We start from the raw sequence: 26,462 nt of genomic DNA, 5'->3' as shown, positions 1-26,462 counted from the left end.
GGTGGGGGAACCGAGGCCCTCCACTTGTAGGTAACACCTACCGCGCGCTCCGCGCGCGAAGACCGCGCTGCGCGCGCTGAAGAACCAAGGGGTGTGGGTGTGTTGGAAAAGGGTGCTGGTCGGGCTGAGGAAGGGACTCGATCGTGAGCGTGTCTGGTGCCCGTTGGTGGCGCGTTGGGAGCGCGTTGGCGGTGGGCGGTGGACTTCAGGCTGCACCGGTATCCACCCCAGGAGGCAGCCTTGGACCCCCGCGCTTGGCTCGACGACTACGAGTCGCGGATCGCCGACCTGCAACGCAAGTCCGCTGAGCTACAGGAGAACTTCGCCGCCGCCAATGGGCGTGCCACCAGCAACGACGGGCAGGTCACGGTGACCGTCGGGCCCAATGGCTCGTTGCTGAACCTGGAGTTGGGGCATCGGGCCTGTGACCTCGGGCCGGCTCGGTTGACGGCGGTGATCCTGGAGACGGCTCGGTCCGCGCAGAAGGTGGCTGCCGCCAAGGTCGTCGAGGCGTTCGAGCCGTTGGGGGCGGACACCGAGGCCATGCAGTTCGTCCTCGACTCGATCGCGGCGCACGACGAGCCCGAAGAGGTCGATGAGGACGCCTTCGAGCCGGAGCCCGAACCCGAACCCGAGCCGCAGCGCGTTCCGCACCGGCCGCAGCCGGTCGTGGCGCAGCAGCGGCCCGTGCGGCGTGCGGCGCGGGACGACGACGAAGACGACGACAACCAGCCCTGGTGACCTAGGAAGGCCAAGCCATGACCGCCCCCGACAAGCCCATCGCCTCGCCTCCCGGGATGGAGATCACCGAGGAGAACAAGTTCAAGGGCTCGTTGTTCATCGAGGCCTTCGACAGCCTGATCGACTCGATCGGCAAGGACGCCGAGTCCGAGACCGAGCGGGTCCTGGACATCACGTTCAACGCGATCGGCGCGGCTTCCTCCGTCGCCATGTTCGCGATGGACCCGTTCGGGTCGCTGCTCGGCGCGGGTATCGGTTGGTTGATCGAGCACGTCTCGTTCCTCAAAGAGGGTCTCGACCAGCTGATGGGCGACCCCGAGGACATCCAGGCCAACGTCGAGGCCACCAAGAAGCAGGCCGCCGAGATCCGCGTGCTCGCCGAGGACCACAAGCAGGGCCTGGTGACGTTCGACGGCTGGACGGGCCAGTCCTCCGAGCGGTTCCAGGCCAGCATGGACGCGATGGGCAAGGAGCTCGACGACCTCGCCAACGCCGTCGAGACCAAGGCCAAGATCGTCGCGATCTGCGGTGTGCTGGTGCAGGTGCTGCGCGACATCGTCCGGGACCTGATCGCGCAGCTGCTGGGCTCGCTGCTGGCGGGCGCGATCGCCGCCGCCGCTGCCGCGATCCCGACGTTCGGCGCGTCCATCGCCGCGTTCATCGGGTTCGCGGTCGGCAAGGCGGTCGCGCTGGCCACGAACATCGCCTCGCGCATCGCGAAGCTGATCGCCGCGCTGACCCGGAACATGGGGCGCATCAAGAACCTCGACGACGTGGTCACCAAGATCGGCAAGGGCTGGGACCGGTTCGAGAACATCGCCGACGTCGCCGAGATCGCCTGGGAGAGCTACAAGGCCGCCAACGACGTCGACAAGGACATCGACAAGGCCAAGAAGCAGGACGACGAGATGGACAAGGTCGAGGCGGCCAACGACAAGGCCAAGGAGGCCAACGAGAAGTACCAGGCCGCCAAGGACGAGGAGAAGCGGCAGGCCGACGAGGCCAAGGCCGCGGGCGACAAGCTCGGTGCTGCCTCCGACAAGGCCGCCGAGGCGAACAAGAAGGCCCAGGAAGCGGCGGACGCCGTGAACAAGGCCGCCGCCTCCGGTGACCAGGCCGCCTACGACGCGGCGAAGGCCAAGTTCGACGCGGCCAAGGCCGAGGCGGACGCGGCGCGCGGCGAGGCGGCGAAGGCAGCCGAGGTGGCGGCCAAGGAAGCCCGGGACATGTCCGACGCGGCCAACAAGTCGAAGGACGCGCTGGACGCCACCAAGGCGCCCGACGACGCCGCCAAGGCCGCCTACGAGGAGTTCAAGAAGAACAACCCGGGCGGGGCCGCGGACCCGGCGCAGGAGTCGGCGGCCAACGACATGTCCGCGAAGAACGACGCCGCGAAGGCCGCGAACGCCAAGTACGAGCAGGCCAACGCCGACTTCGCCGCCGCTAACGCCGCAGCCGCCGAGGCCAACGCGAAGGCGTTCGCGTCCGGCAGCGACGCCGACATCGCGGCGGCCGAACGCGCGTCCAAGGCGGCCCAGGAGGCGGGCAAGACCGTCGAGCAGGCCGCCGGCGAGGCGAAGACGTCCGGCGAGGCGGCGAAGTCCGCGTACGACTCGTACCAGGCCAAGTACTCCGGCACCGCGACGACGACCGGGGACAAGACCGGCTCGACGTCCGTCCAGGTCTAGCCCCTCCGCAGGAGAGAACCGCTCATGGCGCCCAAGAACACCGGCGGCAGCAACAGCCCGTCGCCATCGCCGTCACCGTCGCCGTCACCCTCCCCTTCGCCGGCGCCCCCACCGCCGCCGGCGGGTGGCCCGACGGGGTCGTCGGGGTTCGGCATGAGCGGTTCCACGATGGACAGCCTCCAGTCCAAGGCGGGGGACTTCCAGTCCAGGCTCAACGCCATCACCGGCGGGCTGCGCGGGTTGCAGCTGGGCCCGACGTCGCTGGGCCCGATCGGCCTGTTCGCCGTGCCCGCGTTGAACAACTCGAACAACAACTCGGTCACGCAGGCGGAGCGGGCGGCGACGACGTTCGGCAACGTGCAGTCGGGGTTGAAGGCGACTTACCAGACGCACGTCAACACGGACCTGAACAGCCAGAAGGAGTTCAACAAGTTCAACCCGGACTCGGGCGCGCAGAAGCCGCCGGGCGGACCCACCACCGCGCCGCCGGTGTCGCCCAAGACGTCCGGTCCGCAGGTCAGCGCGTTCGGCGGGGTGAAGGGCGGCACGGGTCCTGGCGTGCCCGGCGCGGCACCGCCCGGCGGGCCGTCGGTCAGCCCGATCACGGGTCCGAAGGGGGGCGCGAACGCCGCTCCGGGTGGCGGGCCCAAGACGTCCGGTGGGCCTTCGGTCGCACCGATCACCGGACCCAAGGGCGGTGCCGGCACCGGTCCTCTCGGTGGTCCCACGCCGACGGGCGGACCGTCGGTCGGCCCCATCACCGGTCCCAAGGGTGGTGCGAACACCACCCCGGGCAGTGGGCCGAAGACATCCGGTGGGCCTTCGGTCGGGCCGATCACCGGACCCAAGGGGAGTGGCCCGGTGCCGACCGGTGCGTTCCCGGCCACGAGCATCCCGCCCGCCACGACTCCCAAGAGCGGCACGACTCCCGGCGGCCCCAAGGTGCCCGGCGGCGGTCCGAACGTGCCCGGCGGCGGTCCCAAGGTCCCCGGCGGCGGCCCGAACGTGCCTGGCGGCGGGCCGAAGGTGCCTGGCGGCGGGCCGAACGTGCCTGGTGGCGGGCCGAAGGTGCCCGGCGGCATCCCTGGCGGCATCCCCGGTGGCATCCCGGGCGGCGTCCCCGGTAGCACTCCCGGCGGTGGGTCGAAGGCGTCCGGTGGCGTTCCGGGTGGGATCCCGGGCAGCACCCCGCCGCCCGGCAGCAACCTCGGTCCCGGTGCGAAGACCGCGGCCGGCCCGATGCCGACTGCGGCCCCGCCGGCCACGACCACACCCTCGCCCTCCCCCAAGGGCGGCACCCCGCCACCGATGGCCGGCGGCATGCCCCCGATGGGCGCGACCCCCGGCGGCCCGGCGGCGGGCGGGAACACGGACCGGTCCAGCAAGTTCACCGGCGGCCCGACCAAGGGCGTCTTCGACACGCCCAAGCCCCCGACCGGCAACGGCACCATCGACAAGGCCCCGACCTCGTCGTCCTCCACACCTCCCGCCGCCCCGCCGTCCGGGAAGTCGGACGCCGGCCCGAAGCCGCCGCCCGTCCAGTCCACGCCGACCCCGCCGCCCACCCAGTCGACACCGCCGCCGAACCAGTCCACGCCGCCCTCGGGCGCGCAACCGAAGCCGAACGCCGCGCCCACCCCCGGCCCCGTCCCGGGCGCCCACCCGGCGACGTCCCCGGTCACCCCCGGCGCGATGCCACCGGCCACCCCGGGCGGGACCTCGCCGAACACCGACCGGTCGAGCAAGTTCACCGGCGGCCCGACCAAGGGCGTGTTCGACGCGCCCAAGCCGCCCACCCCGGACGCCACGATCACCAAGGCGCCACCCACCTCCCCCTCCACACCACCCCCGGCCCCCAAGCCGACCCCGGTCGCCTCCACCCCGAACCCGACCCCCACCCCGGGCGTCAACACCACCCCGAACCCGGCCCCCAACCCGAACCCGGCCGTCACCCCGAACCCGGCCGTCACCCCGAACCCGGCGGTCACCCCGCCGGCCCCGAACACCCGGCCCGCGCCGCCGGCCGCCGCACCACCGGCCAACCCCAACCCGAACCCGAGCCCCAACCCGGGCGTCAACACCAACCCGAACCCGGCAGTCGCACCGCCGAGCCCGGCCCCCAACACGAACGCGAACCCCAACCCGAGCCCAACCACCCGCCAAGCCCCGGAGATCCGCACCCGCCCGGCCCCGCCCACGACGACCCCGATCACCCCCGCCCCGCCCACCGTCAACTCGACGGTCGTCACCGGCGTGGTCACCGGCAACCCCGGCCCCTTCCAGTTCACCCCCCGCCCGCAGAACTCCCCCGGCGCCCGCCTGGGCCGGTTCTTCGGTGCCGTCCGCGACATCGGACGCCTGTTCCAAGCACCCCCACCGCCAACCCCGACCTCGCCCCCGACCCCCACGGTCACCACACCGAGCCCGATGGCGCCGGTGCTGCGGCCGACCGCACGGCCCGGGGACATGGCGGTCGACGACCTCAAGGCGCACATCCAGCAGGCCGTGCACGAAGGCGCGCCCGTCCGCGCCCGCATCCTGCTCAACCGGATGAAGGACAGCCCGCACCACGCCGAACTGTCCGCCTACTTCCAGCAGCAGCTGGACACCGCCCCGAGCGTGCCGCCGGTCGACGTGCCCAAGCAGGTCAGCTTCGTCTGGTTCGGCAACACGCCCAAGCCCGGCGCGGTGGACAACATGGTCGCCTGGGCCGAGCAGGCCCGGAACGCCAACCCGCCGTGGCAGGTCACCCTCTGGACCGACCCGCGCTCCGGCAAGTGGGACCCGGCGACGCTCGACCAGCTCAAGAACAACGGCATCGAGATCCGGACCGACACCGGTGCCCTGGTCGACGACCTCTCGCTCGACGTCGAGAGCCGCGCGGACACCCGCAAGCCCACGCTGGCCGACATCTACCAGAAGTCCGACCAGGTCGGCGCCTACAACCTGGCCTCCGACATCGCCCGTTACGCGGTCCTGTCCAAGAACGGCGGCGTCTACGCGGACGTCGACATCGCCCCCGGCACAGTCTCCCTGGACAACGTCGGCAACATGCAGATGCGCCAGGACGACGTGCCGCTGTTCGCACCCCGCCTGCGCGACGAGAAGAGCGTGCGGGACGAGCTGGGCCTGGGCAAGGACGACCCGATCAGCGACGCCCAGGTGGCCGAGGCCGCCGCGGCCCGGTACGAGAAGGGGTCGCTGAACAACAACTTCATCGTCGCCCCGCCGAGTTCGAACTTCATCCGGGCGTTCGCGGACACGATCCCGCAGAAGTACACGTCGCTGAAGAACCAGATGCCGCCGGGCAGCTTCGACAGCGAGCTGAAGAACCTGGCGTCCGACATCTCCGGCCCGACGGTGCTCAACGACTCGCCGGTCAACTGGATGAAGCCGGCCGAGGGCCTCATGGGCCGCTACACCATGCACAACTCGGACCTGGGCTTCCAACCGTACGAGGGCAGCCCGCTCAAGCCGCTGGTCACGCCGACGGACTTCCAGGCCCTGTTCGACCCGGCGATCAAGGACAAGTGGTCGGGCCTCCAGTGGGTCACCGACCTGAGCAGCGACCAGCTCGACACCCCGGCCCAACCGTCCACTTCGGACAACCAGGGCTCGTCGAGCCGCCCTGCGCCCGGTCCGGACGTGCAGGACCGGTCCGTCGACACCCCGCCCCCGCCGCCCCGCACCGACAGCAGGGACGTCATCAACGACGAGTCGTGGCGGCACAGCACGGAGAGCACGGCGGACTGGTTCGGCCCGGACAACCCGCGTCCCGCCTCGGACTGGGACGCCGTGCGGGACAAGGCGCCCGTGCGCACGGTGGACACCGAGGTCGCCGACGTGCAGCGGTCGAGCACGCTGGGCAACATCGACTCGATCACCGGTCTGATCAAGCACGACGTGCGCCGGATGGAGGTCGCGCCCGGGGTCTGGGTCAAGGAGTACACCCTGAAGGTGCACCTGAACCCGGCCGAGGGCGTGTCACCGTCCACTGTGGACGACGTGCGGAACAGGACCGTCCAGGGCGTGGACAACCTGCTCAACCAGGGCTACCGGCTGCCCTCCGGCGACCAGTTCCACGCGCGGGTCGAGTTCGTCACCGACCCGGCGCAGGCGCACACCAGCGTCAACGTCACCAACGCGCCCAACGCCGACCAGCTCAACTGGAGCACGTCCTCCTCGTCGAACGTCCTGGCGCACGAGGTCGCGCACTACTTCGGCCTGCCCGACGAGTACAAGGACGCGGCCGGGCCCGACGCCCGCATCTTCAACAGCGACGGCAAGCCGCTGCCCGCCGGGCACACCCAGTCGAACCTGGTGGTGCAGGACAACGGCCTGATGGGCGCGGGCGTGAACGCCGACCCGTCGCTCAAACCGCGCCACCTGTGGTTGATCGAGCGCACCACGAACAGCCAGGTGATGGTCCCCGACGCCGACCACGCCACCCTGCACAACCCGGACAGCGCCAAGCAGACCCCGCCCCCGCGCCCGCCCGACCACGGCACGCGCCAGGACGTCCGACCGACCATCCCGCCGCCCCCGCCGCCACCACCACCCGCGCCCGTCACCACGGCCCCCATCAACACCGCGGCCAACAACCAAGGCACACCACCCCCGCCCCCGCCACCGCCGCCCATCAACACGGCGGCCAACAACCAAGGCGCACCACCTCCGCCGCCGCCCCCGCCACCCATCAACACGGCGGCCAACAACCAAGGCGCGCCACCCCCGCCCCCACCGCCGCCACCAGCACCCGGCAACCAGAACCCGGCGGCGAACAACCAGGGCGCGCCCCCGCCACCCCCGCCACCCGGCGGCAACGCCGGACCGGTCGGCGGTCCGCCGCCACCCCCACCCCCCGGTGGTCTGGCGCCGCAGCCGAACGCCGGCCCGGCGAACCCGCCGCAGACGTTCTCCGGGCGCCTGAACGACACCCTGACCAACGGCGTCTCCGCGCACCTGCCGGAGACCCTGCCGTCCAACCCGCTGGACATCGCGGGCGTGCAGGTCGACGTCGGCCAGATCCAGGCCGGCTTCGACGCCATGTTCGACACGCTCCAGCAGGAGTACGGCATCACGACCCGGCCCGCGGTGAACCCGGACCTGATCGTGCGCATGGACGCCCAGACCTTCGCCCGGCACTTCGCCGTCCAGCAGGCGCTGGACGAAGCCCTCAACACCGACGACCGGGGTGCGGGCGACCTGACCGTCGGGCAGCTCACCGGGCAGGGCGTCGACCCGGGGCAGATCCGCGCGCGGATCCTGAGCGCGGACTTCCTGGCCCGCCTCAACCAGGGCGACCCGACCGCGGTGGCCGAACTGGACGCCGTGCTGGACACGGTCGCCCAGCTCAAGGCCGGCAACGGCGACGTCGCCGCCATGCGCAACCAGCTCATCCAGAACACCCTCACCAACCCGGCGCGCGCGATCTCCGGTCACGTCCTGCTCAACACCGGTCACCTCGACGGCCTGACCAACGACCCGGCACGCCGCGCCGACGCGATCCGGCACCTGCTGGTGCACGAGTTCATGCACGCGCACTCGGTGGGCAGCGACCAGACCTTCGCGCACCGGCACGGGCAGGGCGGCGTCTACAGCGCCAACCTCAACCCGGACGAGGCGATGACCGAGATGCTCGCCCGCCGGATCACCGACGCGCTGGCCCAGCGCCTGGGCGAGACGCCGCAGTACAACGAGTTCCCGAACAACGGCGGCAACCGCTACCAGGACAACGTCGACCGCCTCGCCGCCGAGCTGAACCGGCCGAACCGGACCTGGGCGCCGTTCGACGCCAACCAGACCTTCCGCACCATGCTCGGCGAGTACTTCGGCACGACCACCACCGCCCAGAACCCGCCGCCCGCCGACAACAACGCACCCCCGCCGCCGCCGAACAACCCCAGCAACAACAACGGCACACCCCCGCCGCCACCGCCACCGCCCCCGGCGAACAACTCCGGCAACAACAACGGCACACCGCCGCCGCCACCACCGCCCCCGCCACCGCCACCGACGAACAACCCGGGCGGCAACACCGGCACACCCCCGCCTCCCCCGCCACCGCCGCCCACCCACCGGGGCGCGCCGACGACCCGTCCCGCGCCGCCGTCCGCGCCCATCCCGATGGTCGTGGTCACCCCGCCCGTGCCGACGACCGTGCTCCCCGGCCCGCTGCCCGAGTTCTTCCAGTCCAACCAGGGCCTGGGCACGATCGCGACCAACGACGTGCGCGGCGTGGACAAGGTCACCGGCGCGCTCACCACGCTCCTCGACACCCAGAGCCCCAACGCCAAGCAGCTCGGCGTCGACCACGTCGGCCACGAGCTGAAGACCAACTTCGAGTCGTTCCTGGACGGCGGCCGGACCTTCCAGGTCAAGGTCGGCGGCACCTGGCTGGACGCCAAGGTCCAAGCCGTCCTGCACAACCCGCCCGCCGACCCGACCAGCACCCCGCCGCAGACCACCAAGGTCGACATGCAGGTCAACAGCGGCGCGAGCACGTCCACCACGACCAACCTGACCACGGCGAACACGGTCGGCGTCAGCGCGGCGGCCAGCCAGGGCCTGGGCGCGTACGGGGCGCTGTCGGTCAGCACCCCGCTGTCCACCCCGGCCACCACCGTCACCACGAGCACGTCCACCACCGACAACCGGGTGATCCGCGCGGGCGAGACGTCCACGCAGGTCGACGTCCCGGTCTCGGTCCTGGTCACCCTTTCCGACCCGGTCACGGGCACGGTCGTGGGTCAACAGAGCGTCCGCACGGACGGCGACGGCCCGGTCGAGGCGTCCCTCCAGATCCCCGACGACCTGCGCCACCTCGGCCCCGGCGTCCCGGGCGAGGTCACGCCGGCCGACGGCTGGGGCGCGAAGGTCGAGCACGTCGCGCCCGAGGCCGTGCACGTCAACCCGGCCGACGCCGACGCCGCCTTCAAGGCCCTGTCGACCGCCCTGCACCCGTCGATCACGCTGCCGGGAGCGGACGGCCGCACGGCGCTGCGGGACTTCCTCAGCGGCACGAACATCCGCGACAACCTCGGCCCGATGCTCGGCGGCTGGGTCACCTCACCCAACCTGACCAGCCCGAACGGTGGTCACACGGGTGCGGTGCGGATGACCGCGCACCCGGTGTCCGCGGAACTGGTCGGCACCCACAACGCGGCCCAACTCCGCCTGCACGACGCCACCACGACCGGCACCGGCACCAGTTCGACCATCAGCAGCGGCGTGGACGTGAACGCGGCGGTCGGCGGCGGCGTGGGCGCGCCCAGCGTCGGCGTCGGCACGGCCGGGATCACCGGCGGCTACGGCGCGAAGACGTCCGTCACCGCCAACACCGGCACCACCACGACGAACAAGACCGGCATCCAGGTCAAGGGCGACACCGGCCTGTACAAGGTGGTCACGAACGTCGAGGTCCAGACGTCCAACGGCAAGAGCGTCACCTTCCCGGTCACCTCCTACGTCCGGATCGGCCTGCCCGAAGCCGCCGCGCACGGCCTGCCCACCCCGGACGGCACGCAGGACTCGATCACCAAGCCGACCAAGGACGGCAAGCCGCGCTTCGAGCCGCTCTACCTCTCGACGGGTCTGGCGGCGGGCAACATCCGCGTCGGCGAGTTCGCCCCGGCGAGCAGCGTGCAGCCGACCGTGGAACAAGCGCTGCGGAACGTGCCCGAGCTCAAGGGCCTGCTGCCGAACTGGGACGTCGAAGCGGACCGGCTCAAGGGCGCGCACAAGTCGAGCGAACTGGCCCAGCAGCTGGCCAACCAGCGCAAGCTGGACGCCGAGCTGTCCCCGACCGCGCTGAAGTCCAAGATGGACAGTCTGCTCGGACCGGGCGTGCAGGTGCAGTTCAAGCGCGAGGGCACCGCGCACAACGAGTTCGTCAACATCAAGATCACCGCGACGCTGGCCGAGGGCACGCACCTCGGCGAGGCGGACGCGCGCAACATCCGCGGCTCCTCGTCCACCGCGCCCAAGCTGGACAGCGCCGCCGCCACGCAGAAGGGCTTCAGCGCGGGCGTCGAGGGCCGGGGCGGCGCCTCGCTCAAGCCGCCGGGCGCGAGCGTGTCGCCGACCGCGACGCTGGCCGCGAAGTACAACCAGTCCACGGCCGTGAAGACCACCGCCGGCCCCACGGTGGGCAGCAACTCCCTGCACGTGGGCAGCGCGGACGCGCAGGTCTTCGCCCACCGCGTGGACTTCACCGTCGAGATCACCGAGTTCAGCCGCACCCAGGGGTGGGTCAAGCGGGTCACCATCGGCTCGCCGAAGCTCCAGGTGCCCGCCCCGAAGACGGTCGCCACCATCACGTCGGCGGACAACCCGGCCCTCGGCGGCAAGGTGCACCTGTGGGTGTCGGACGGGTCGGCGCTCAAGACCGACCAGAAGGCGTTCAAGCCCGGCGACCCGACCACCGTGCCGCTGCCGCCGAACGCCACCGTCTCCTCGGTGCTCACCCCGTCCACCGCCAAGCCGAAGCAGCCGGACTGGCTGCACGTCGAAGCGGTGGCGAACGCGGAGGCGTTGCGGGACAACGCCATCAAGCTGCTCGACGAGGCCTCGGGCGGCAAGGACAAGTCGCTGACCGTGCCCGGGACCGAGTCCCGCAACCAGATCGACAAGCTGTTCTCCCCGGAGAACCTCAAGGCCAACCTGCGCAAGATGGCCGAGACCGGGGTCGCCGAGACCGGTCTGCGCTTCGACCGGCGCGTCGCCGACCGGACCGGCGCGATCGGCATGTCGGTGGAGCTGAGCAAGCCGCGGCTGGTGTCGGTCTCCGACATCACGCCGACCGAGAACTCGACCACCGGCGGGTCGAAGGCGGCCGAGACCACCACCAAGAACAAGTCGGTCGACACCACCGCGTCCGTCGGCTTCGGCGCGCGGCCCAGCGGCGCGTCCCCGAAGGGCGCGAGCGGCTTCACCGCGCAGGGCAAGTGGACGCCGTGGTCGAAGTCCGACGCCAAGACCACCGAGGTCGGCGGGTCCGTGGACCGCAACCTGGTCACGCCGCCCGCCGAGCGCACCGTGCTGGTGCAGATGGACGCCACGTTCACCGTCGCGACCGAGAGCCGCAACGAGAACGTGGTGAGCAAGGGCACGCCGCAGGCCAAGGCGGCGGCCGTGGTCATGCCGGGTGGCGTGTTCGTGCGGGTCAGCGAGCAGACCGCGCGCGAGATGGGCCTGCTGCCCGACGTCAACCAGCCCGCACCGGCGCAGCACGGCACCATGCAGCCGCCCAAGCGGCTCAGCCCGAACGAGCCGGGCGCGCTGGGCCTGAGCCTGGTGGACAAGGCGCCCGACCTGTCGGCGACGGTCCGCAACCTCGCTTCAGAGGTCAACAAGGGCACCAAGCTCATCCCGGACTCGGTGCTGGACGACTCGATGGGCAACCTCCAGCGCCTGGTCGACCTGACCTCGCCGACCAGCGTGAAGGCGCTGGTGGACAGCGCGCTGGACGGCGGCGTGCCACTGCTGCTGCACAAGCCCGGCACGGTGATCGGCAAGGACAGCTACCAGGTCACGCTCAAGGCGCACGTGGGTGTGCCGGTGTTCGACAAGGCGGTCAACGACGGCCGCGAGATCGAGCACACGGTGTCCGGGACCCGCAAGGGCGCCGACGCGCAGGGCAAGGGCACGAGCTGGGGCCTGGGCGTGAAGGCGCCCGGCAGCGCGGTGCCCGACGCGTCCGGGAACCTGTCCGGCAACGTCGGCGTCGCGGTCGGCGCGAACGTCGGCTTCGCGCAGAGCAAGACCACCACCGACTCCACCACCGACCAGTTCGGGCACCTGCGCGCGGGCAGCGGGCCGGCGGTCCGCTACGACGTGCCGGTCCGGTTCGAACTGGTGGTGGAGAAGGGCGGCAAGGTCGTCGGCAACGCCGTGAGCCCGGAGACCAACCTGGGCGTGCGGCTGCACGCGGACAGCGTGCGGGTGCAGCCGCCGACCGGCCCGGAGACCCGTCCCGGCTACCGGGCCGAGGCGAGCGGTCAGCTGGCGACCGAGGCCGCGCCGGACCGCATCACGGCGTGGCAGAGCACGGGCGTCGGGCTGCCGAGCACCGCGTCCGTCGAGGGCATGCGGGGTGCGGCGGACGTGCGCCGGGCCGCGATCGCGGCGCTGGAGAAGGCCGGCGCGGGCAGCGGGATCACCGGCAAGGGCACGGCACCGCTCAACGCCCTGCTGTCCACGCTCAGCTCCGAGCACCTCCAGCCGAGCCTGCCCGGCATGACCAAGGCGCCGCTGGACGTGCCCGGCCTGCACGAGGCCACGATCGGGTCGGCGCAGCACGCGGGCCTGAAGGTGTACGCGCGGCTGGTGAACCCGAAGCTCGGGTCGCTCAGCGACTCGGTGAACCTGGAGAACCCGACCTCGACCGTGCACGCGGTGTCCACGGACGTGAAGTCCGGGCAGACCGGTGACGTGTCGATCGGGGTCGCGAGCGGCGGGTTCGCGCAGTCCGCCAAGGACGCCCAGGGCAACCCGGACCCGGTGCACACGCCGAACTTCTCCACCGGCGGCATCGAGGGCAAGCACGCGAGCGAGGCGTCCACGACGGACTCCTCCGGGCCGACCGGCAACAAAGTGCAGAACCTCAAGCCGCAGGGCCGGACCGGGCTCGTGGAGTTCGACGTCGAGTACCGGTTCGTGGCGGACCTGGGCGGCGGCAAGGTCGGCGTGTACGACCTGACCGTGCCCGGTTCGGCGGACGTCCGGATGCCCGCGAGCGACGTGGAGACCCTGCTGGGCCGCCCGTTCGGCGACGACCTGGGCGCGGCGCAGACGGCCGTCAAGGACACCGCCGCCGACTGGCGCAAGGCCGAGGTCGCGGTGGACGAGGCCCGGCACGCGGCGCAGGACCTGATCACCGAGTCCGCCGCCGCGAAGGCGGAGGCGCAGCAGGCCGTGGCCGACGCCCGCGAAGCCCTGGACCAAGCGGTCGATGCCCACAACCTGGCGGTGCAGGACCTGCCCCGGTTGCAGCAGGCGCTGGCGGACGCGCAGCTCGCCGAGCAGCAGGCCTACGACGCCCTGCGGGACCGCCAGACCGACGTGCTCGACAAGGAGCGGGTGGCCCGCCGCACGGCGGCGCTGGCCGACCTCGCCACCCAGGACGCGACGGCCGCCCAGGACGCCGCGAAGGCCGCCCAGGACCTGGCGGACGCCCGCAAGGCGGAACTGGCCGCGACCGCACAGGTCACCGACGCCACGACCGCCCTGGTGCGAGCCGAGCTGGACCTGAAGCCGGTGGCCGAGGCGGCGACGCAGACCGACCTGAACCGCCAAGCCGCGCAGACCGCGTACGACCAGGCCGTCGCGGACGCCAGGCGCATCGAGCAGGAGGCGGACCAGGCCATCCTCGACGCGGAGACCACCCTGGCCGAGCGCCGCGCGGCGGCCGACGCCGAGCAAGCGAAGTGGTGGGCGGCGAAGTCGACGGTCGACCAGCAGGTCACCGCCTACAACACCACCGCACCGCCCGCGCCCGCCAACCCCGCGACCCCACCCGCCGGCTCCTCGACCTCACCGAACCCGGTTCCGCCCAACCCGTCCTCCAGCTCCTCGACCTCGCCCAACTCGGCCGCCGGCACCCCGGCCTCCAGCTCCTCGACCTCGCAGAACCCGCCCGCCGCACCTCCTGCCCCTGCACCGCGCGGTGTGCCGGTGCAGCCGCTGGCCGAGCCGCTGCCGGTGACCCCGCGCTCCGCCCCCACCGGCCCGACCCCGGAGCGGTCGTTCGACTTCACCGACGACCTCTCCGACACCCAGCGCTCCCAGCTCGACGACCTCGCCACCCAGCTCACCGAGGCCAAAGCCCAGCGCGACCACCTCGGCTACCTGCCGCCGTCGGTCGAGGTCTCCGGAGCCAACGCCGACACCGTGGCCCAGGCCCTGGCCGCCCACGGCATCGACGCCAAGGTCACCCCGGGCCGCGCCGACGGCGTGGACGTCAAGGTCGACTGGGACCTCAAGCGCCCGGAAGGCCATGTCCCACCGGCCGCGCCGGTCGGCCAGAAGGTCACCGACACGGTGATCACCTCGCCGGCGCCGGCACGCTCGGTCCTGGACGACCCGTCCTGGCGGCACAGCACCGCCACCGACGCCGAGTGGTTCACCCCCACCACCCCCGTCCCGAACAACACCATCGAGCAGGCCCGCGCCACCGCGCCGGTCACCTCGACGGTCCGCGGCGAGGACGGCGGGATCATGGCCAACTCGGCGATCACCCCCGAAGGCGTCACCCTCAACCCGTGGCGCGGCCCCATCGCCTACGACGTCCGCACCATGACGATCGACGGCGTCGAGGTCCACGACCTCACCGTCAAGCTCCACCTCGACGGCCACCCCGACCAGGCGGCGGCCGTCCGGGACCGCACCCGCGCGGGCGTCGAAGAGCTGTTCAACCGGGGCAACCGCCTGCCCGGCGGCGCCCAGCTGCACGTCACCGTCGAGTTCACCGACAACCCGGCCGACGCCCACGCCACGGTCGCCCTCACCGACCCGGAGGGCCGCCCCGACCAGCTGCGCTGGCCGGTCGACACCGACCCCCGCCGCCTGGCGCACGAGGTCGGCCACTTCCTCGGCCTCCAGGACGAGTACCTGGAGACCGACGCGGTGAAGCCGGTCTTCCAGCACCAGGACGGCAAGGGCCGGGTCGTCGCGGACAACGCGCCCATGACGGCGGGCATCGACGCCACCGACACCGCTCTCAAGCCGCGCAACGCGTGGCTGATCGAGAACCGCATGAAGGCGCTGGAGTCGTTCAACCCGCCGACCGCCGCACCGTGGTCCGACACCACTCCGCCGCCGAACGCGCCCATGAAGCGCGATCGGGACGCGATGGAGATCGACGACGTCCCGGCGCACGAATCGCACAAGCGCCAAGAGCGAGACGGCGACGAACCGTCCGATGTGGACGAGGACGTCGAGATGACCGAGGACGACTCGGTCACCCTCGACAACCCGGGCGGCATCCAGAACAGGGCTTTCGAGAACCTCGCCCAGGGCCGCACGCTCCAGCCCATCACCCCCGGCGACTACCTCGACAGCACGCGGCAGAGCATCGAGAACAACGAGCCGCCGGCGTTCGTGGTGAACATGATCGTCCGGGCCGGCGAGCTGGACCAGCTCGACACCGTCATCGCCGGTGTCATGGCGGGCACCCCGCCCGAGCTGCGCGGCCGGGTCGCGTTCGTGCTCGGCGTCAACGCGCCCACCCGCCAGGAGGTCGACACCGCCCTGGCGCGGGCGAACGCCGCCGTCCAGGGCCGGGAGGAACCGATCGCCCTGGTCAACCTGCCCCACCCCAACCGGGGCTTCGCGTTCGGCGAGACCCGCAACCGGACCCTGGACAGCGGCGCCCACCGGTTCGCGGTCCACGCGCTGGCGGCCAACGGCACTCACCCGTACGTGTCGGTGATGGACTTCGACGCGAGCGACCGCCGCACGCCGTCCGGCGACCACGTCTTCAGCCACGTGACGACCCTCATGGACGCCACGGACGTGGACGACAACCCCGAACCGCTGCGCCCGCTGCTGGTCGGCGGCGGCTACCGGGTCACCGACCCGCAGCAACTCGTCCGGGACACGCTCGCCCGGATCGACGCCGACCAGCGCCTCGACCCGGCCACCCGGCAGTCCTATGTGGACGCCGTCAACCACCCGGACTTCGTGGCGCGGTTCGAGCAGCACATCGCGGCCGACATGCACGCCCGCCGCAACCAGGCCGGCATCCACCCGCTGCTGCCGTACACGCCGGAGCCGAACCTGTTCGTCGACGCCCTCGTGCCGCTGGTGGACGACACGGTCCGCTTCGGCCCGGACGGCGCGGAGTTCGGCGGCCTGGGCCGCTCGCTCAACCGGTTCTACGCGGCCGAACTGGCGGCCGTGCACGCGCCGGACCTCGCGCACGACCCCGCGGCCGACGTGCGGGAGCGGGTGAACGTGGACGCGCAGAACAACCGGCACCCGGTGCGCGGCTTGGCGTTCGCCACGGACTTCGTCGAGGGCGCGACCGGCACCGACCTGTCCCGCCTGGCTTACGGGCAGGTCCGGGACGGCAGGCTGCCCCAGTCGCACACCGCCCTGCCGAACGTGACCGAGCGGTTCGTCGCGAACAAGGCCGCCAAGCAGGGCACCCGGTTCGCGAACCAGCGGGAGCAGGCCGCCGCCGGCACCGTCCCGGAGCCGTTCCCGGTGCCGCCGCCCGGCCAGTCCTCCAGCACGTGGACCCCCGCCACCCGCACCCGGACCGAACTGGGCGCTCCCCGGAAGAACGCGCTCAACCCGGCCGTGTCGACGCCGGTGCCCGCGCCGTTCCAGGGCGTCACGGCGGGCATCCAGCCGGAGCACAAGGTCGTGTCGGCGCACGGCCTGGTCACCTCCGACCACGTCAGCGAGGCCCGGCGGCACCTGCGGTTCATCGCCACCGACCTCCTGCCGACCGCGGCGCCGCCCACCCCCGACGGCCTGTACGCGACGCTCGGCCAGGCGGCGGGCGTGGACCCGGCCGTGCTGCGGCGGGAGGTGGTGGCGATGGCCAACGGCGACGAGGCGGCGCAGGCCGTGGCGGAGTTCACCGTCACGCACCCGATGCGCCGGGGCCACCTGTACCGGTCGGTGGTGGAGGACCTGAACTGGTCGTTCCGCGACCCGGCGGAGAACGCGCGGGCGGGCAACGCGCGCGACCTGACCGGCCGGCTGATCGCCACCCGACTGGGCGCCAACGTCGTCATCCACCAGGGTGGCGCGCCGATCGTCCTGCACCCCTTCACCGGTCCGGCGCCGCACTCGGTGGAAATCGAACTCGTCGTGGTGAACGGAGTCGCGACTTACCGAAGGCGGGCGTGAATAAGGTCTCGAAAAGGTCTCAGGAACGCGGTTCGGATCACTCCGCCGAGTGATCCGAACCGCACAGCCACGGCCTTTGACCTGTGAGATGAATCGGTGCAGAAGGCCCCGGCCATTCACCACTGTTCTGTCAGTCACAGAGGCGGGCGGCCATTGGGTCACCGGAAGCGCACGGGACTAGCATCCGGGGGTCAAGGTCCCTCCCAGTACGGGGAGACCAGTCCACCACTGACGCTGGAGGCCGTTGCGCATGGCCGGCACCACCGCAACCGAGCGGTCGGGCACCTCCAAAGGAGGCGGCACGCTCTACCGTGGCGATCTGGGCATGTGGTCCTGGGTCGCCCACCGCATCACCGGTGTGTTGACGTTCTTCTTCCTGTTCGCGCACGTCCTGGACACCGCGCTGGTGCGCGTGTCGCCGGACGCGTACGACAAGGTCATCGAGACCTACAAGAACCCGATCGTCAACCTGTTCGAGGTCGGCCTCGTCGGAGCGGTGCTCTACCACGCGCTCAACGGCATCCGCGTGATGCTCGTCGATTTCTGGGCGAAGGGTCCCCGCTACCAGCGCCAGATGCTGTGGGCGATCCTGGGCCTCTGGGTGCTCGTGATGATCCCGGGCACCTACTTCATGCTGGTCCGCACGGTGTCCGACCTGTTCGGGGGTCACTGAGATGAGCGAGTCGACCCTGGCCAAGCCGCGCACCCCGCGTCGCCCCGCCGCCCGCCGCAGCAACGGCGAGCTGTACAGCTGGCTGTTCATGCGCATCTCGGGCGTGGCGCTCGTGGTGCTGGTGCTGGGCCACCTGTTCATCATGAACGTCCTCGACGGCGGTGTGCACCGCATCAACTTCGGCTTCGTCGCCGGCCGCTGGGCCTCGCCGTTCTGGCAGTTCTGGGACCTGGCGATGCTGTGGCTGGCGCAGATCCACGGCGGCAACGGCCTGCGCACGGTCATCAACGACTACGCCCGCAAGGACGCCACCCGGTTCTGGCTCAAGGTGCTGCTGTACGTCTCGATGGTGCTGATCATCAGCCTCGGCACGTACGTGATCTTCACCTTCGACCCGAACATCACCGACTGACCCGCCGCGGGGAGTACCACGACATGCAGTTCCACAAGTACGACGTCGTGATCATCGGCGCCGGCGGCGCCGGGATGCGCGCCGCGATCGAGTCCGGTCAGCGCGCCCGCACGGCGGTCCTCACCAAGCTCTACCCCACCCGCTCCCACACGGGCGCCGCGCAGGGCGGCATGTGCGCCGCGCTGGCGAACGTGGAGGAGGACAACTGGGAGTGGCACACCTTCGACACGATCAAGGGCGGCGACTACCTGGTCGACCAGGACGCCGCCGAGATCATGGCGAAGGAGGCCATCGACGCGGTCCTCGACCTGGAGAAGATGGGCCTGCCGTTCAACCGCACGCCCGAGGGCAAGATCGACCAGCGGCGGTTCGGCGGCCACACCCGCAACCACGGTGAAGCGGCCGTGCGCCGGGCCTGCTACGCGGCCGACCGCACCGGCCACATGATCCTCCAGACGCTGTACCAGAACTGCGTCAAGCACGGCATCGAGTTCTTCAACGAGTTCTACGTGCTCGACATCTGCCTGACCGAGACCGAGGACGGCCCGGTCTGCACCGGCGCGGTGGCCTACGAGCTCGCGACCGGCGAGATCCACGTCTTCCACGCCAAGTCGGTCGTGTTCGCCACCGGCGGTTTCGGCAAGGTCTTCAAGACCACGTCCAACGCCCACACGCTGACCGGCGACGGCATGGGCATCGTCTTCCGCAAGGGCCTGCCCCTGGAGGACATGGAGTTCTACCAGTTCCACCCGACCGGTCTGGCGGGCCTGGGCATCCTGCTCACCGAGGGCGCGCGCGGCGAGGGCGCGATCCTGCGCAACGCGTCCGGCGAGCGGTTCATGGAGCGCTACGCCCCGACCATCAAGGACCTCGCGCCGCGCGACATCGTCGCCCGGTCGATGGCCCTGGAGGTCATCGAGGGTCGCGGCGCCGGCCCGAACAAGGACTACGTGCTGCTGGACTGCACGCACCTGGGCGCCGAGGTCCTGGAGACCAAGCTGCCGGACATCACCGAGTTCGCCCGCACGTACCTCGCGGTCGACCCGGTGAAGGAGCCGGTGCCGGTGTACCCGACCGCGCACTACGCGATGGGTGGCATCCCCACCAACGTGCACGGTGAAGTGCTGCGGGACAACGACCACATCGTCCCCGGCCTGTACGCGGCGGGCGAGTGCGCGTGCGTCTCGGTGCACGGCGCGAACCGCCTGGGCACCAACTCCCTGTTGGACATCAACGTCTTCGGCCGTCGCGCGGGCATCGCCGCCGCCGAGTACGCCAACAGCCACGAGCACGTGGAGCTGCCGGAGAACCCGGCCAAGGTGGTCGAGGAGCAGGTGGCGCTGGTCCTGTCCGAGCACGGCCACGAGCGGGTCGCGGACATCCGCACCGAGCTCCAGGCCACGATGGACAAGAACGCGTCGGTGTACCGCACCGAGGACACGCTCAAGACCGCGCTGCACGACGTGCAGGCGCTCAAGGAGCGGTACCAGCGGATCACCGTGCAGGACAAGGGCAAGCGGTTCAACACCGACCTGCTGGAGGCCGTCGAGCTCGGCTTCCTGCTGGAGCTGGCCGAGGTCCTGGTGGTCGGCGCGCTGGCGCGCAAGGAGTCCCGCGGCGGCCACGCCCGCGAGGACTACCCGAACCGCGACGACACGAACTTCATGCGCCACAGCATGTACTACAAGCAGGGCGACGGCCTGTCGGCGGACATCCGCCTGGACTACAAGCCCGTGACGTTCACCCGGTACCAGCCGATGGAGCGCAAGTACTGATGACCGCTACCGCTGAAGTGTCCACCGGCTCCCGCGGCGCGCAGCCCCCGGTGCCGGACGGCGCCATCACCGTCACGCTGAAGATCCGCCGGTTCAACCCGGAGGTCGACGACGAGCCGCGCTGGGACTCCTTCGAGATCCCGGCCCTGCCGTCCGACCGCGTGCTGAACCTGCTGCACTACGTCAAGTGGTACCTCGACGGCACCTTGACGTTCCGCCGCTCGTGCGCGCACGGCATCTGCGGCTCCGACGCCATGCGCATCAACGGCGTCAACCGCTTGGCCTGCAAGGTGCTCCTGAAGGACCTGTTGGCCCCCAAGGGCAAGCAGACCACGATCACCATCGAGCCCATCAAGGGCCTGCCGGTGAACAAGGACCTGCTGGTCGACATGGAGCCGTTCTTCGAGGCGTTCAAGGCGGTCAAGCCGTACCTGATCACCTACGGCAACGAGCCGACGCGCGAGCGCATCCAGTCGGTGGCCGACCGCGAGCGCTTCGACGACACGACGAAGTGCATCCTCTGCGCCTGCTGCACCACGTCGTGCCCGGTGTACTGGACCGAGGGCTCGTACTTCGGCCCGGCGGCCATCGTCAACGCGCACCGGTTCATCTTCGACTCCCGTGACGAGGGGGCCGAGGAGCGCCTGGACATCCTGAACGACATCGACGGCGTGTGGCGTTGCCGGACGACGTTCAACTGCACCGACGCGTGCCCCCGCGGCATCCAGGTGACGAAGGCCATCCAGGAAGTGAAGCGCGCGCTGCTGTTCAAGCGCGTCTGACCTCGCTGCACGAGGAGGGCGGGACCACTCACCGGTGGTCCCGCCCTCCTTTGCTTGTTGTCAGCGGTTCTGGGCGGCCTGAGCAGCCGCACGGGCCGCCCTGGCGGCCTTGGCCCGCTTGTTGCGCAGGAACAGGAGGAACGCGGCGACCAGGCCCAGGCCGGCGACGGCGGTGACCGGCAGACCCACGGTCCCGAACGCCTTGTCCATCGCCGCGTCCTGCGTCTGGCGCGTTTCGGCGACCTGGCCCACCGCGGCGCTCGTCGGCGTCGGCTTGGGCTCGGTGGTCTTCTTCTTCGCCTGCGGCGCCCCGTCCACCAGGCGGCCCACGGAGGCGTCCTTCGGCAGTTCGAAGCCCCAGTCCAGCAGCCGCGCCGCCTGGTCGGTCATCCGCACCGGCTGCTGCTGCCCCCGCAGCAACACGACCACCAGCCGCCGGCCATCACGCTCCGCCGCGCCAACGTAGGTGTGCTGGGCGTCGTCGGTGAAGCCCGACTTGCCGCCCAGCGCACCCTCGTACGTCGTGAGCAGCTTGTTGTCGTTGTAGACCGGGACGGTGCCCTCGCCGGTCTTCGCCGGGAAGTCGATCTTCTGCAAGACCACGGCCTTGGCGAAGTCCGGGTACTTCATCGCCGCGCGGAAGATCAGCGCCACGTCGTAGGCCGACGTGCTCGTGCCCGGCGCGTCCAGGCCGGACGGCGTGACCGCACGCGTGTCCAGCGCGCCCAGCTCGGCCGCCAGCGCGTTCATCTTGCGGATGGCGCTGGGCAGGCCGCCCAGCCGCCGCGCCAGCGCGTGGGCCACGTCGTTGCCCGAGGCCATCACCAGGGACTGCAAGAGCTGCTCGACCGTGTACTCGGCGCCGACCCGCAGGCCGATGCACGTGCACTCCTGGTCGGCGTCCTCCTGGGTGGCGGCGACCGTGGCGTCCGGGGACAGCTCCTTGGCCACCACCATCGCCAGCAGCACCTTGATGACCGACGCGGGCCGTTGGCGGCCGTGCGGGTCGTAGCCGGCCAGCACGGCGCCGGTGTCCATGTCGGCCACCAGCCACGTGCGGGCGCTGATGTCGTCCGGGAGCTTCTGGGCGTTCGCGGGCAGCACGAGGCCGCACTCGCCCAGCCGCTCGCCGCCGACCGGGTTCTCCGGCACCTCCAGCGGGCGCGGCGGTTGGGTGCCCGGGGGCACCTGTTCGGACGTGTCCACCGCAGGCGGCGGTGACACCCGGTTGTCGCACGGGGCGGGCTGGGCCTGGGCCGCCGAGGCACCGAACACAGCGGTGGCCAACAGCGTGCAGGCAGCCAGGGCCGTGGCTACAGGCCGTCGTGACGCGGGGGAACGCACCCGCCCAGGCTATCCACCCCGGTTGAGTGACGTGCACCCGCCACGTCCGATACTGCATCCGTGAAGCTCTCCCGCGGCATGTCGCTGTTCCTGGTGGCCTTCGGGGTGTGGTCGTGGCTGATCTGGCCGAACTTCCTGCGCGCCATCTGGAAGGACCCCCGTTCGTGGGACAGCGGCCCGACCGCGTTCTTCACCGTGCACCTGGTGCTCATCGTCGCGTCGCTCACGTTCGGCACGATCATCGGCGTGCTGGGCGTGCGCGGGCTGCGGGCCTTGCGCACGCTTCGCAAGTAACCCACCACACACCTGGAGGCTCCACCGTGGAGTTCGTGCGCTTGTTGCTGGTGTTCCTGCACCTGCTGGGCATGGCGATGCTCGTGGCGATGTTCTTCGTCCAGAACCGGGCGGGCAAGGACGCGCCGCTGAACAAGGGCTGGCTGCACGGTGTCGGGCTCCAGCTGGTCACCGGCGTGGCGCTCTACGCGCTCGCCCCGCTGACCGACCAGGAGTACAACCACATCAAGCTGGGCATCAAGCTGCTGGTCCTGGTCGTGATCGGCGGTTTGGCGGCGGCGAACCTGAACAAGCCGAAGGCGCCGTCGTGGCTGCCCCAGACCCTCGTCGGCCTCGTCGTGGTGAACGTCGCACTCGCCGTCTTCTGGCAGTGACCCAGCTTGTGCGGTGGGTCAGCTCGTGCGTTGGCTCAGCGCCTGCGCAGTAGGAGGCCCGCCACCAGCCCCGCGCCGACCAGTCCGGCGGCGGCGCGGGCGCTGGGGGTCTTCGTGACCTCCACCACGGGCCGGATGACCGCGGGCGGCGGCGGCTGGGGCAGGTCCTTGAGCAGGTTCTCCCGGGCGGTCGCGGTCCACGCCGTGATGAACAGCAGGAACTGCGCCACCAGGTTCGCGAACACCAGCACACCGATGATCGGGCCGAACGCGACACCGGCGGGCGAGGACGTGACGGTGGTCAGGTAGATCGTCCCGACCTGCTTGAGCACCTCGAACCCGATCGCCGCCGCGGCGGCCCCCTTGAGCGCGCTGCGCCAGCCGACCGGCTTGCGCGGCAGCTTCGCCAGCACCCAGAGGAACACGAGCCAGTTCGCGGCCAGCGCGAGCACGATCGTGCCGACCTTCAGCAGCGCCTCGGCCCACCACACGCCGTCCAGGCCGATGAACTCCAGCACCAGCTGCGCGAACCCGCTGCCCAGGGCGGTGAGGCCGAACGACACCACCAGCGCGACGCCGAGGCTGAGCAGCGCCACCAGGTCCTTCAGGGCGGTCTTGAGGAACGGCAGGTCCTCCTTGGCGTGCCCCCACTGGGCGGTGAGGGCGTCGCGGAGGTTGCTCATCCAGCCGAGCCCGGAGTAGGCCGCGCCGAGCAGGCCGAACACACCGACCGTGCCCTTGGAGTCGATCGCCTGGTTGACGACCTCGTTGATGGTGGTGCCCAGCGCGCCCGGGACGTTCTCGGCGATGCTGCCCTTCAGCTCGTCCAGCAGCTCGGGCTGCGAGGACAGCACGAAACCGGCGATCGCGAACCCGATCATGAGCATCGGGACCAGCGACAGCACGCTGAAGTAGGTCACCGCGGCGGCGTAGTGCGCGCCGTACTGCTTGGAGTAGCGCTCGCCCGCGCGGACCAGGTGATCGAGCCACGGGCGCTCGCGGCGCAGCCTGTCGAGCTTGGACTCTTCCGCCACACTACGAAACGCTAGGGCTTGCGCTGATCACGCGCCACTCGGCAGGAATCCCACCTTGTCGTACGCCCGCGCCAACGTCTTCGAGGCCACTTCACGCGCCCGTTCCGCCCCCTTGGCGAGAACCTTGTCCAACTCGGCCGGATCGGACAGGTAACCCTTCACCCGCTCCTGCACAGGCGTCACGAACTCGGTGAACACCTCGCCGAGGTCCTTCTTCAGGTCCCCGTACCCCTTGCCGACGTAATCCGCGACCAGCTCGTCCACCGTCCGCCCCGACAAGGCGGAGTAGATGACCAGCAGATTGCTGACCCCGGCCTTGTTCTCCGGGTCATATACGATATCCCGCCCGGTGTCGGTGACGGCGGACCGGATCTTCTTCGCGGACCGCTTGACGTCCTCCAACAGCTCGACCACGCCCGTGGGGACGGACTTGCTCATCTTGGCGGTCGGGTCCTGGAGGTCGTAGATCTTGGCGGTGTCCTTGACGATGTACGCCTCGGGCAGCCGGAACGTCTTGCCGTAGCGGGTGTTGAACCGCTGGGCGAGGTCGCGGGTCAGTTCGAGGTGCTGGCGCTGGTCCTCGCCGACCGGGACGTGGTGGGCGTTGTAGAGCAGGATGTCCGCGGCCTGGAGGATCGGGTAGGTGAACAGGCCGACGCCGACCTGGGTCTCCTGGCGGGCGGACTTGTCCTTGAACTGCGTCATCCGGCTGGCCTCGCCGAACCCGGTGAGGCACTGGAGGACCCAGCCGAGCTGCGCGTGCTCGGGGACGTGGCTCTGGACGAAGAGCGTGGCCGTGTCGGGGTCGATGCCGAGGGCCAGCAGCTGCGCGGCGGAGGTGCGCGTGTTCTGCCGGAGCACCTTGGGGTCCTGCTCGACGGTGATGGCGTGCAGGTCGACCACGCAGTAGAAGGCGTCGTGCGTCTCCTGGAGCGCCACCCACTGGCGGATCGCGCCGAGGTAGTTGCCGAGGTGGAACGACCCGGCCGTCGGCTGGATGCCGGACAGGACGCGGGGGCGGCTCACCGGAGTGGCCTGGCTCTCAGCGGTGTTCGCAGCAGACACGGCGCGATTCTCCCAGGCGCGTCCCGGAGCCAGGGAAGCGGGCAGGCCCCCACCCAGAACACTGCTCCGGACGGCTCAACCCCGCCAAGCACCCCTCACGACCACGCACGCGGCAGGCGGCGGGCAGGCGCGCAGTGGCGGCCAGCGGCGGGCGGGGCGGCCCACGGCGGGCAGGCGCGCGGCAAGCGGTGGGCAGGGCGGCCGGCGGCGGGGAGGTGCGCGGCGGCAACTGGCGGCGGGCAACCGGCGGCGGGCAGCCAGCGGCGGGCAGGGCGGCGAGCGGGCAGGCGGCGGCCGAGGTGTGGCGGGCGGGGCGGCTTGCGCGTGGCGTGGCCTCCGGCCCCCGAGTCGATCATCTCACGCGGGACCGACAAAACCGGGCGTCGCCGAGTCAAGACCGAGCGTCGCCAGCGGGTCGAAACCGGACGTCGCCGCCGGGTCGAGACCGGGGTCGTCGCCGGGGTCAGCTCTTGGCCGCGTCCAGGGCCGGGGTGGGCGTGGGGAGGGTGGTCGTCGGCAGGGTCACCGGCGGGTCCAGGGGCTGGATGGGCTCCACCAGGGCGTTCGGCCCCGTCTCGGCGCGTTGCACCGCTGCCCGCCGGCGGCGGACCAGGCCCGTCACCAGGCCGACCACGCCGAACGCCACCGCGGCGATACCGACGGGCGCGTTCAACGACACCGGGGCCGCCGCGACCGCGGTCGTCCCCGCCGTCGCCACACCCGTGGTGACCAGCGTCGACACCGTGCCCACGACCAGACCCAGTGCTGCACAGCGACCGCGCACTGCCGAGCCTCCTCGCAACGCGTCACCCCACGTGCGGGTGAACCTTGTTGACGGACGGCCGCGAACCTATCGAAGCTGTGGTGCTCCGCGTGTTGAGTTCGGGTAAAACGCGACCGGACGGCAGACTAGCCAGCCGCGATCACCCGCTCGCCCCTGGGGGTTACCTCACGCCCTCTACTCGGCCATATGTCGTAGTGCGCTGCCGTGCCGGGCGTCCTGCCAATGCCGCAGTGGCGTGCAGCTGTTCGACGGTACGTGACGACCCGTGTTCGGAGCCGGCCATGCGGCTGATCGTCTCTTCCATCAGCGTCCCGCCCAGGTCGTTGGCACCCCCGCGCAGCACCTCCGCGGTGCCCTCGTCGCCGAGCTTGACCCACGAGCACTGGATGTTGTCGATCCGCCCGTGCAACGCCAGCCGGGCGAAGGCGTGCACCGCCCGGTTGTCCCGTCGGGTCGGACCCGGCCGCGCCACACCCGCCAGGTAGATCGGCGCGTTGCGGTGCACGAACGGCAGCCCCACGAACTCCGTCAAGCCGCCGGTGCGGTCTTGCAGGGCCGCCAGGGTGCGCAGGTGGCCCAGCCAGTGGCCGGGGTGGTCGACGTGGCCGTACATCATCGTCGAGGACGACCGGATCCC

13 protein-coding genes and 1 pseudogene are annotated in these 26,462 nt (G+C 71.3%); 9 read left to right on the top strand and 5 right to left on the bottom strand.

Annotated elements, in window-relative coordinates:
• The first annotated feature begins 240 nt into the window (after positions 1–240).
• From WBN91_RS30970 to WBN91_RS30940, 7 genes are all read left to right on the top strand, one after another.
• Positions 241–741 carry a YbaB/EbfC family nucleoid-associated protein gene (locus tag WBN91_RS30970; RefSeq protein WP_337727762.1) on the top strand — a complete coding sequence of 167 codons (501 nt, stop codon included), beginning with the start codon at positions 241–243 and terminating at the stop codon, positions 739–741.
• 17 nt (positions 742–758) lie between these two features.
• On the top strand, positions 759–2,429 hold the full coding sequence (locus WBN91_RS30965) for a hypothetical protein (RefSeq protein WP_337727763.1): 1,671 nt from the start codon (positions 759–761) through the stop codon (positions 2,427–2,429).
• Between the two features lie 153 nt (positions 2,430–2,582).
• Positions 2,583–17,288, top strand: coding sequence for a glycosyltransferase (locus tag WBN91_RS30960; RefSeq protein WP_337727764.1), 14,706 nt, complete (start codon positions 2,583–2,585; stop codon positions 17,286–17,288).
• A gap of 250 nt (positions 17,289–17,538) precedes the next feature.
• Entirely contained in the window at positions 17,539–17,961 is a 423-nt protein-coding gene (gene sdhC, locus WBN91_RS30955) for a succinate dehydrogenase, cytochrome b556 subunit (protein WP_337727765.1), read from the top strand.
• A 1-nt stretch (position 17,962) separates the two neighbouring features.
• A complete protein-coding gene (locus tag WBN91_RS30950) occupies positions 17,963–18,373 on the top strand; it encodes a succinate dehydrogenase hydrophobic membrane anchor subunit (protein WP_337727766.1) in 411 nt (136 codons plus the stop codon).
• A 23-nt stretch (positions 18,374–18,396) separates the two neighbouring features.
• Positions 18,397–20,148, top strand: a complete 1,752-nt coding sequence (gene sdhA / locus WBN91_RS30945; protein ID WP_337727767.1) for a succinate dehydrogenase flavoprotein subunit — start codon at positions 18,397–18,399, stop codon at positions 20,146–20,148.
• Entirely contained in the window at positions 20,148–20,930 is a 783-nt protein-coding gene (locus WBN91_RS30940) for a succinate dehydrogenase iron-sulfur subunit (protein WP_337727768.1), read from the top strand. Before sdhA ends, WBN91_RS30940 begins: the two co-directional genes overlap by 1 nt.
• Before the next feature lie 60 nt (positions 20,931–20,990).
• Here the strand turns inward: WBN91_RS30940 and WBN91_RS30935 are convergent, their stop codons facing one another.
• Positions 20,991–22,274, bottom strand: coding sequence for a D-alanyl-D-alanine carboxypeptidase family protein (locus WBN91_RS30935; RefSeq protein WP_337727769.1), 1,284 nt, complete (start codon positions 22,272–22,274; stop codon positions 20,991–20,993).
• A 60-nt stretch (positions 22,275–22,334) separates the two neighbouring features.
• On the opposite strand from WBN91_RS30935, the gene WBN91_RS30930 reads away from it, so the two are divergent.
• Entirely contained in the window at positions 22,335–22,568 is a 234-nt protein-coding gene (locus tag WBN91_RS30930; protein ID WP_337727770.1) for an SCO4848 family membrane protein, read from the top strand.
• A gap of 26 nt (positions 22,569–22,594) precedes the next feature.
• The gene (locus WBN91_RS30925; RefSeq protein ID WP_337727771.1) at positions 22,595–22,942 is read left to right on the top strand and encodes a hypothetical protein; all 348 of its coding nucleotides are present in this window, start codon (positions 22,595–22,597) and stop codon (positions 22,940–22,942) included.
• A gap of 35 nt (positions 22,943–22,977) precedes the next feature.
• Here WBN91_RS30925 and yhjD read toward each other — a convergent pair whose 3' ends face one another.
• The 4 genes and pseudogenes from yhjD to fbiC all read right to left on the bottom strand — a co-directional run.
• Complete coding sequence (gene yhjD, locus WBN91_RS30920; protein WP_337727772.1) at positions 22,978–23,976, bottom strand: inner membrane protein YhjD; 999 nt, start codon at positions 23,974–23,976, stop codon at positions 22,978–22,980.
• 27 nt (positions 23,977–24,003) lie between these two features.
• Complete coding sequence (gene trpS / locus WBN91_RS30915) at positions 24,004–25,041, bottom strand: tryptophan--tRNA ligase (protein ID WP_337727773.1); 1,038 nt, start codon at positions 25,039–25,041, stop codon at positions 24,004–24,006.
• 463 nt (positions 25,042–25,504) lie between these two features.
• Positions 25,505–25,825, bottom strand: a complete 321-nt coding sequence (locus tag WBN91_RS30910) for a hypothetical protein (RefSeq protein WP_337727774.1) — start codon at positions 25,823–25,825, stop codon at positions 25,505–25,507.
• A 160-nt stretch (positions 25,826–25,985) separates the two neighbouring features.
• A pseudogene (gene fbiC / locus WBN91_RS30905) lies at positions 25,986–26,462 on the bottom strand (7,8-didemethyl-8-hydroxy-5-deazariboflavin synthase); the annotation flags it as partial.

This window comes from Saccharothrix sp. CCNWYY140, assembly GCF_037401995.1.
GTDB lineage: Bacteria > Actinomycetota > Actinomycetes > Mycobacteriales > Pseudonocardiaceae > Actinosynnema.
This window is presented reverse-complemented; position numbering and strand designations above follow the sequence as displayed.

Bases quoted from the DNA above. Each gene is read 5' to 3' on its own strand.
- WBN91_RS30965 (WP_337727763.1), top strand. From the start codon at position 759: ATGACCGCCCCCGACAAGCCCATCGCCTCGCCTCCCGGGATGGAGATC.
- WBN91_RS30960 (WP_337727764.1), top strand. From the start codon at position 2,583: ATGAGCGGTTCCACGATGGACAGCCTCCAGTCCAAGGCGGGGGACTTC.
- sdhC (WP_337727765.1), top strand. From the start codon at position 17,539: ATGGCCGGCACCACCGCAACCGAGCGGTCGGGCACCTCCAAAGGAGGC.
- WBN91_RS30950 (WP_337727766.1), top strand. From the start codon at position 17,963: ATGAGCGAGTCGACCCTGGCCAAGCCGCGCACCCCGCGTCGCCCCGCC.
- sdhA (WP_337727767.1), top strand. From the start codon at position 18,397: ATGCAGTTCCACAAGTACGACGTCGTGATCATCGGCGCCGGCGGCGCC.
- WBN91_RS30940 (WP_337727768.1), top strand. From the start codon at position 20,148: ATGACCGCTACCGCTGAAGTGTCCACCGGCTCCCGCGGCGCGCAGCCC.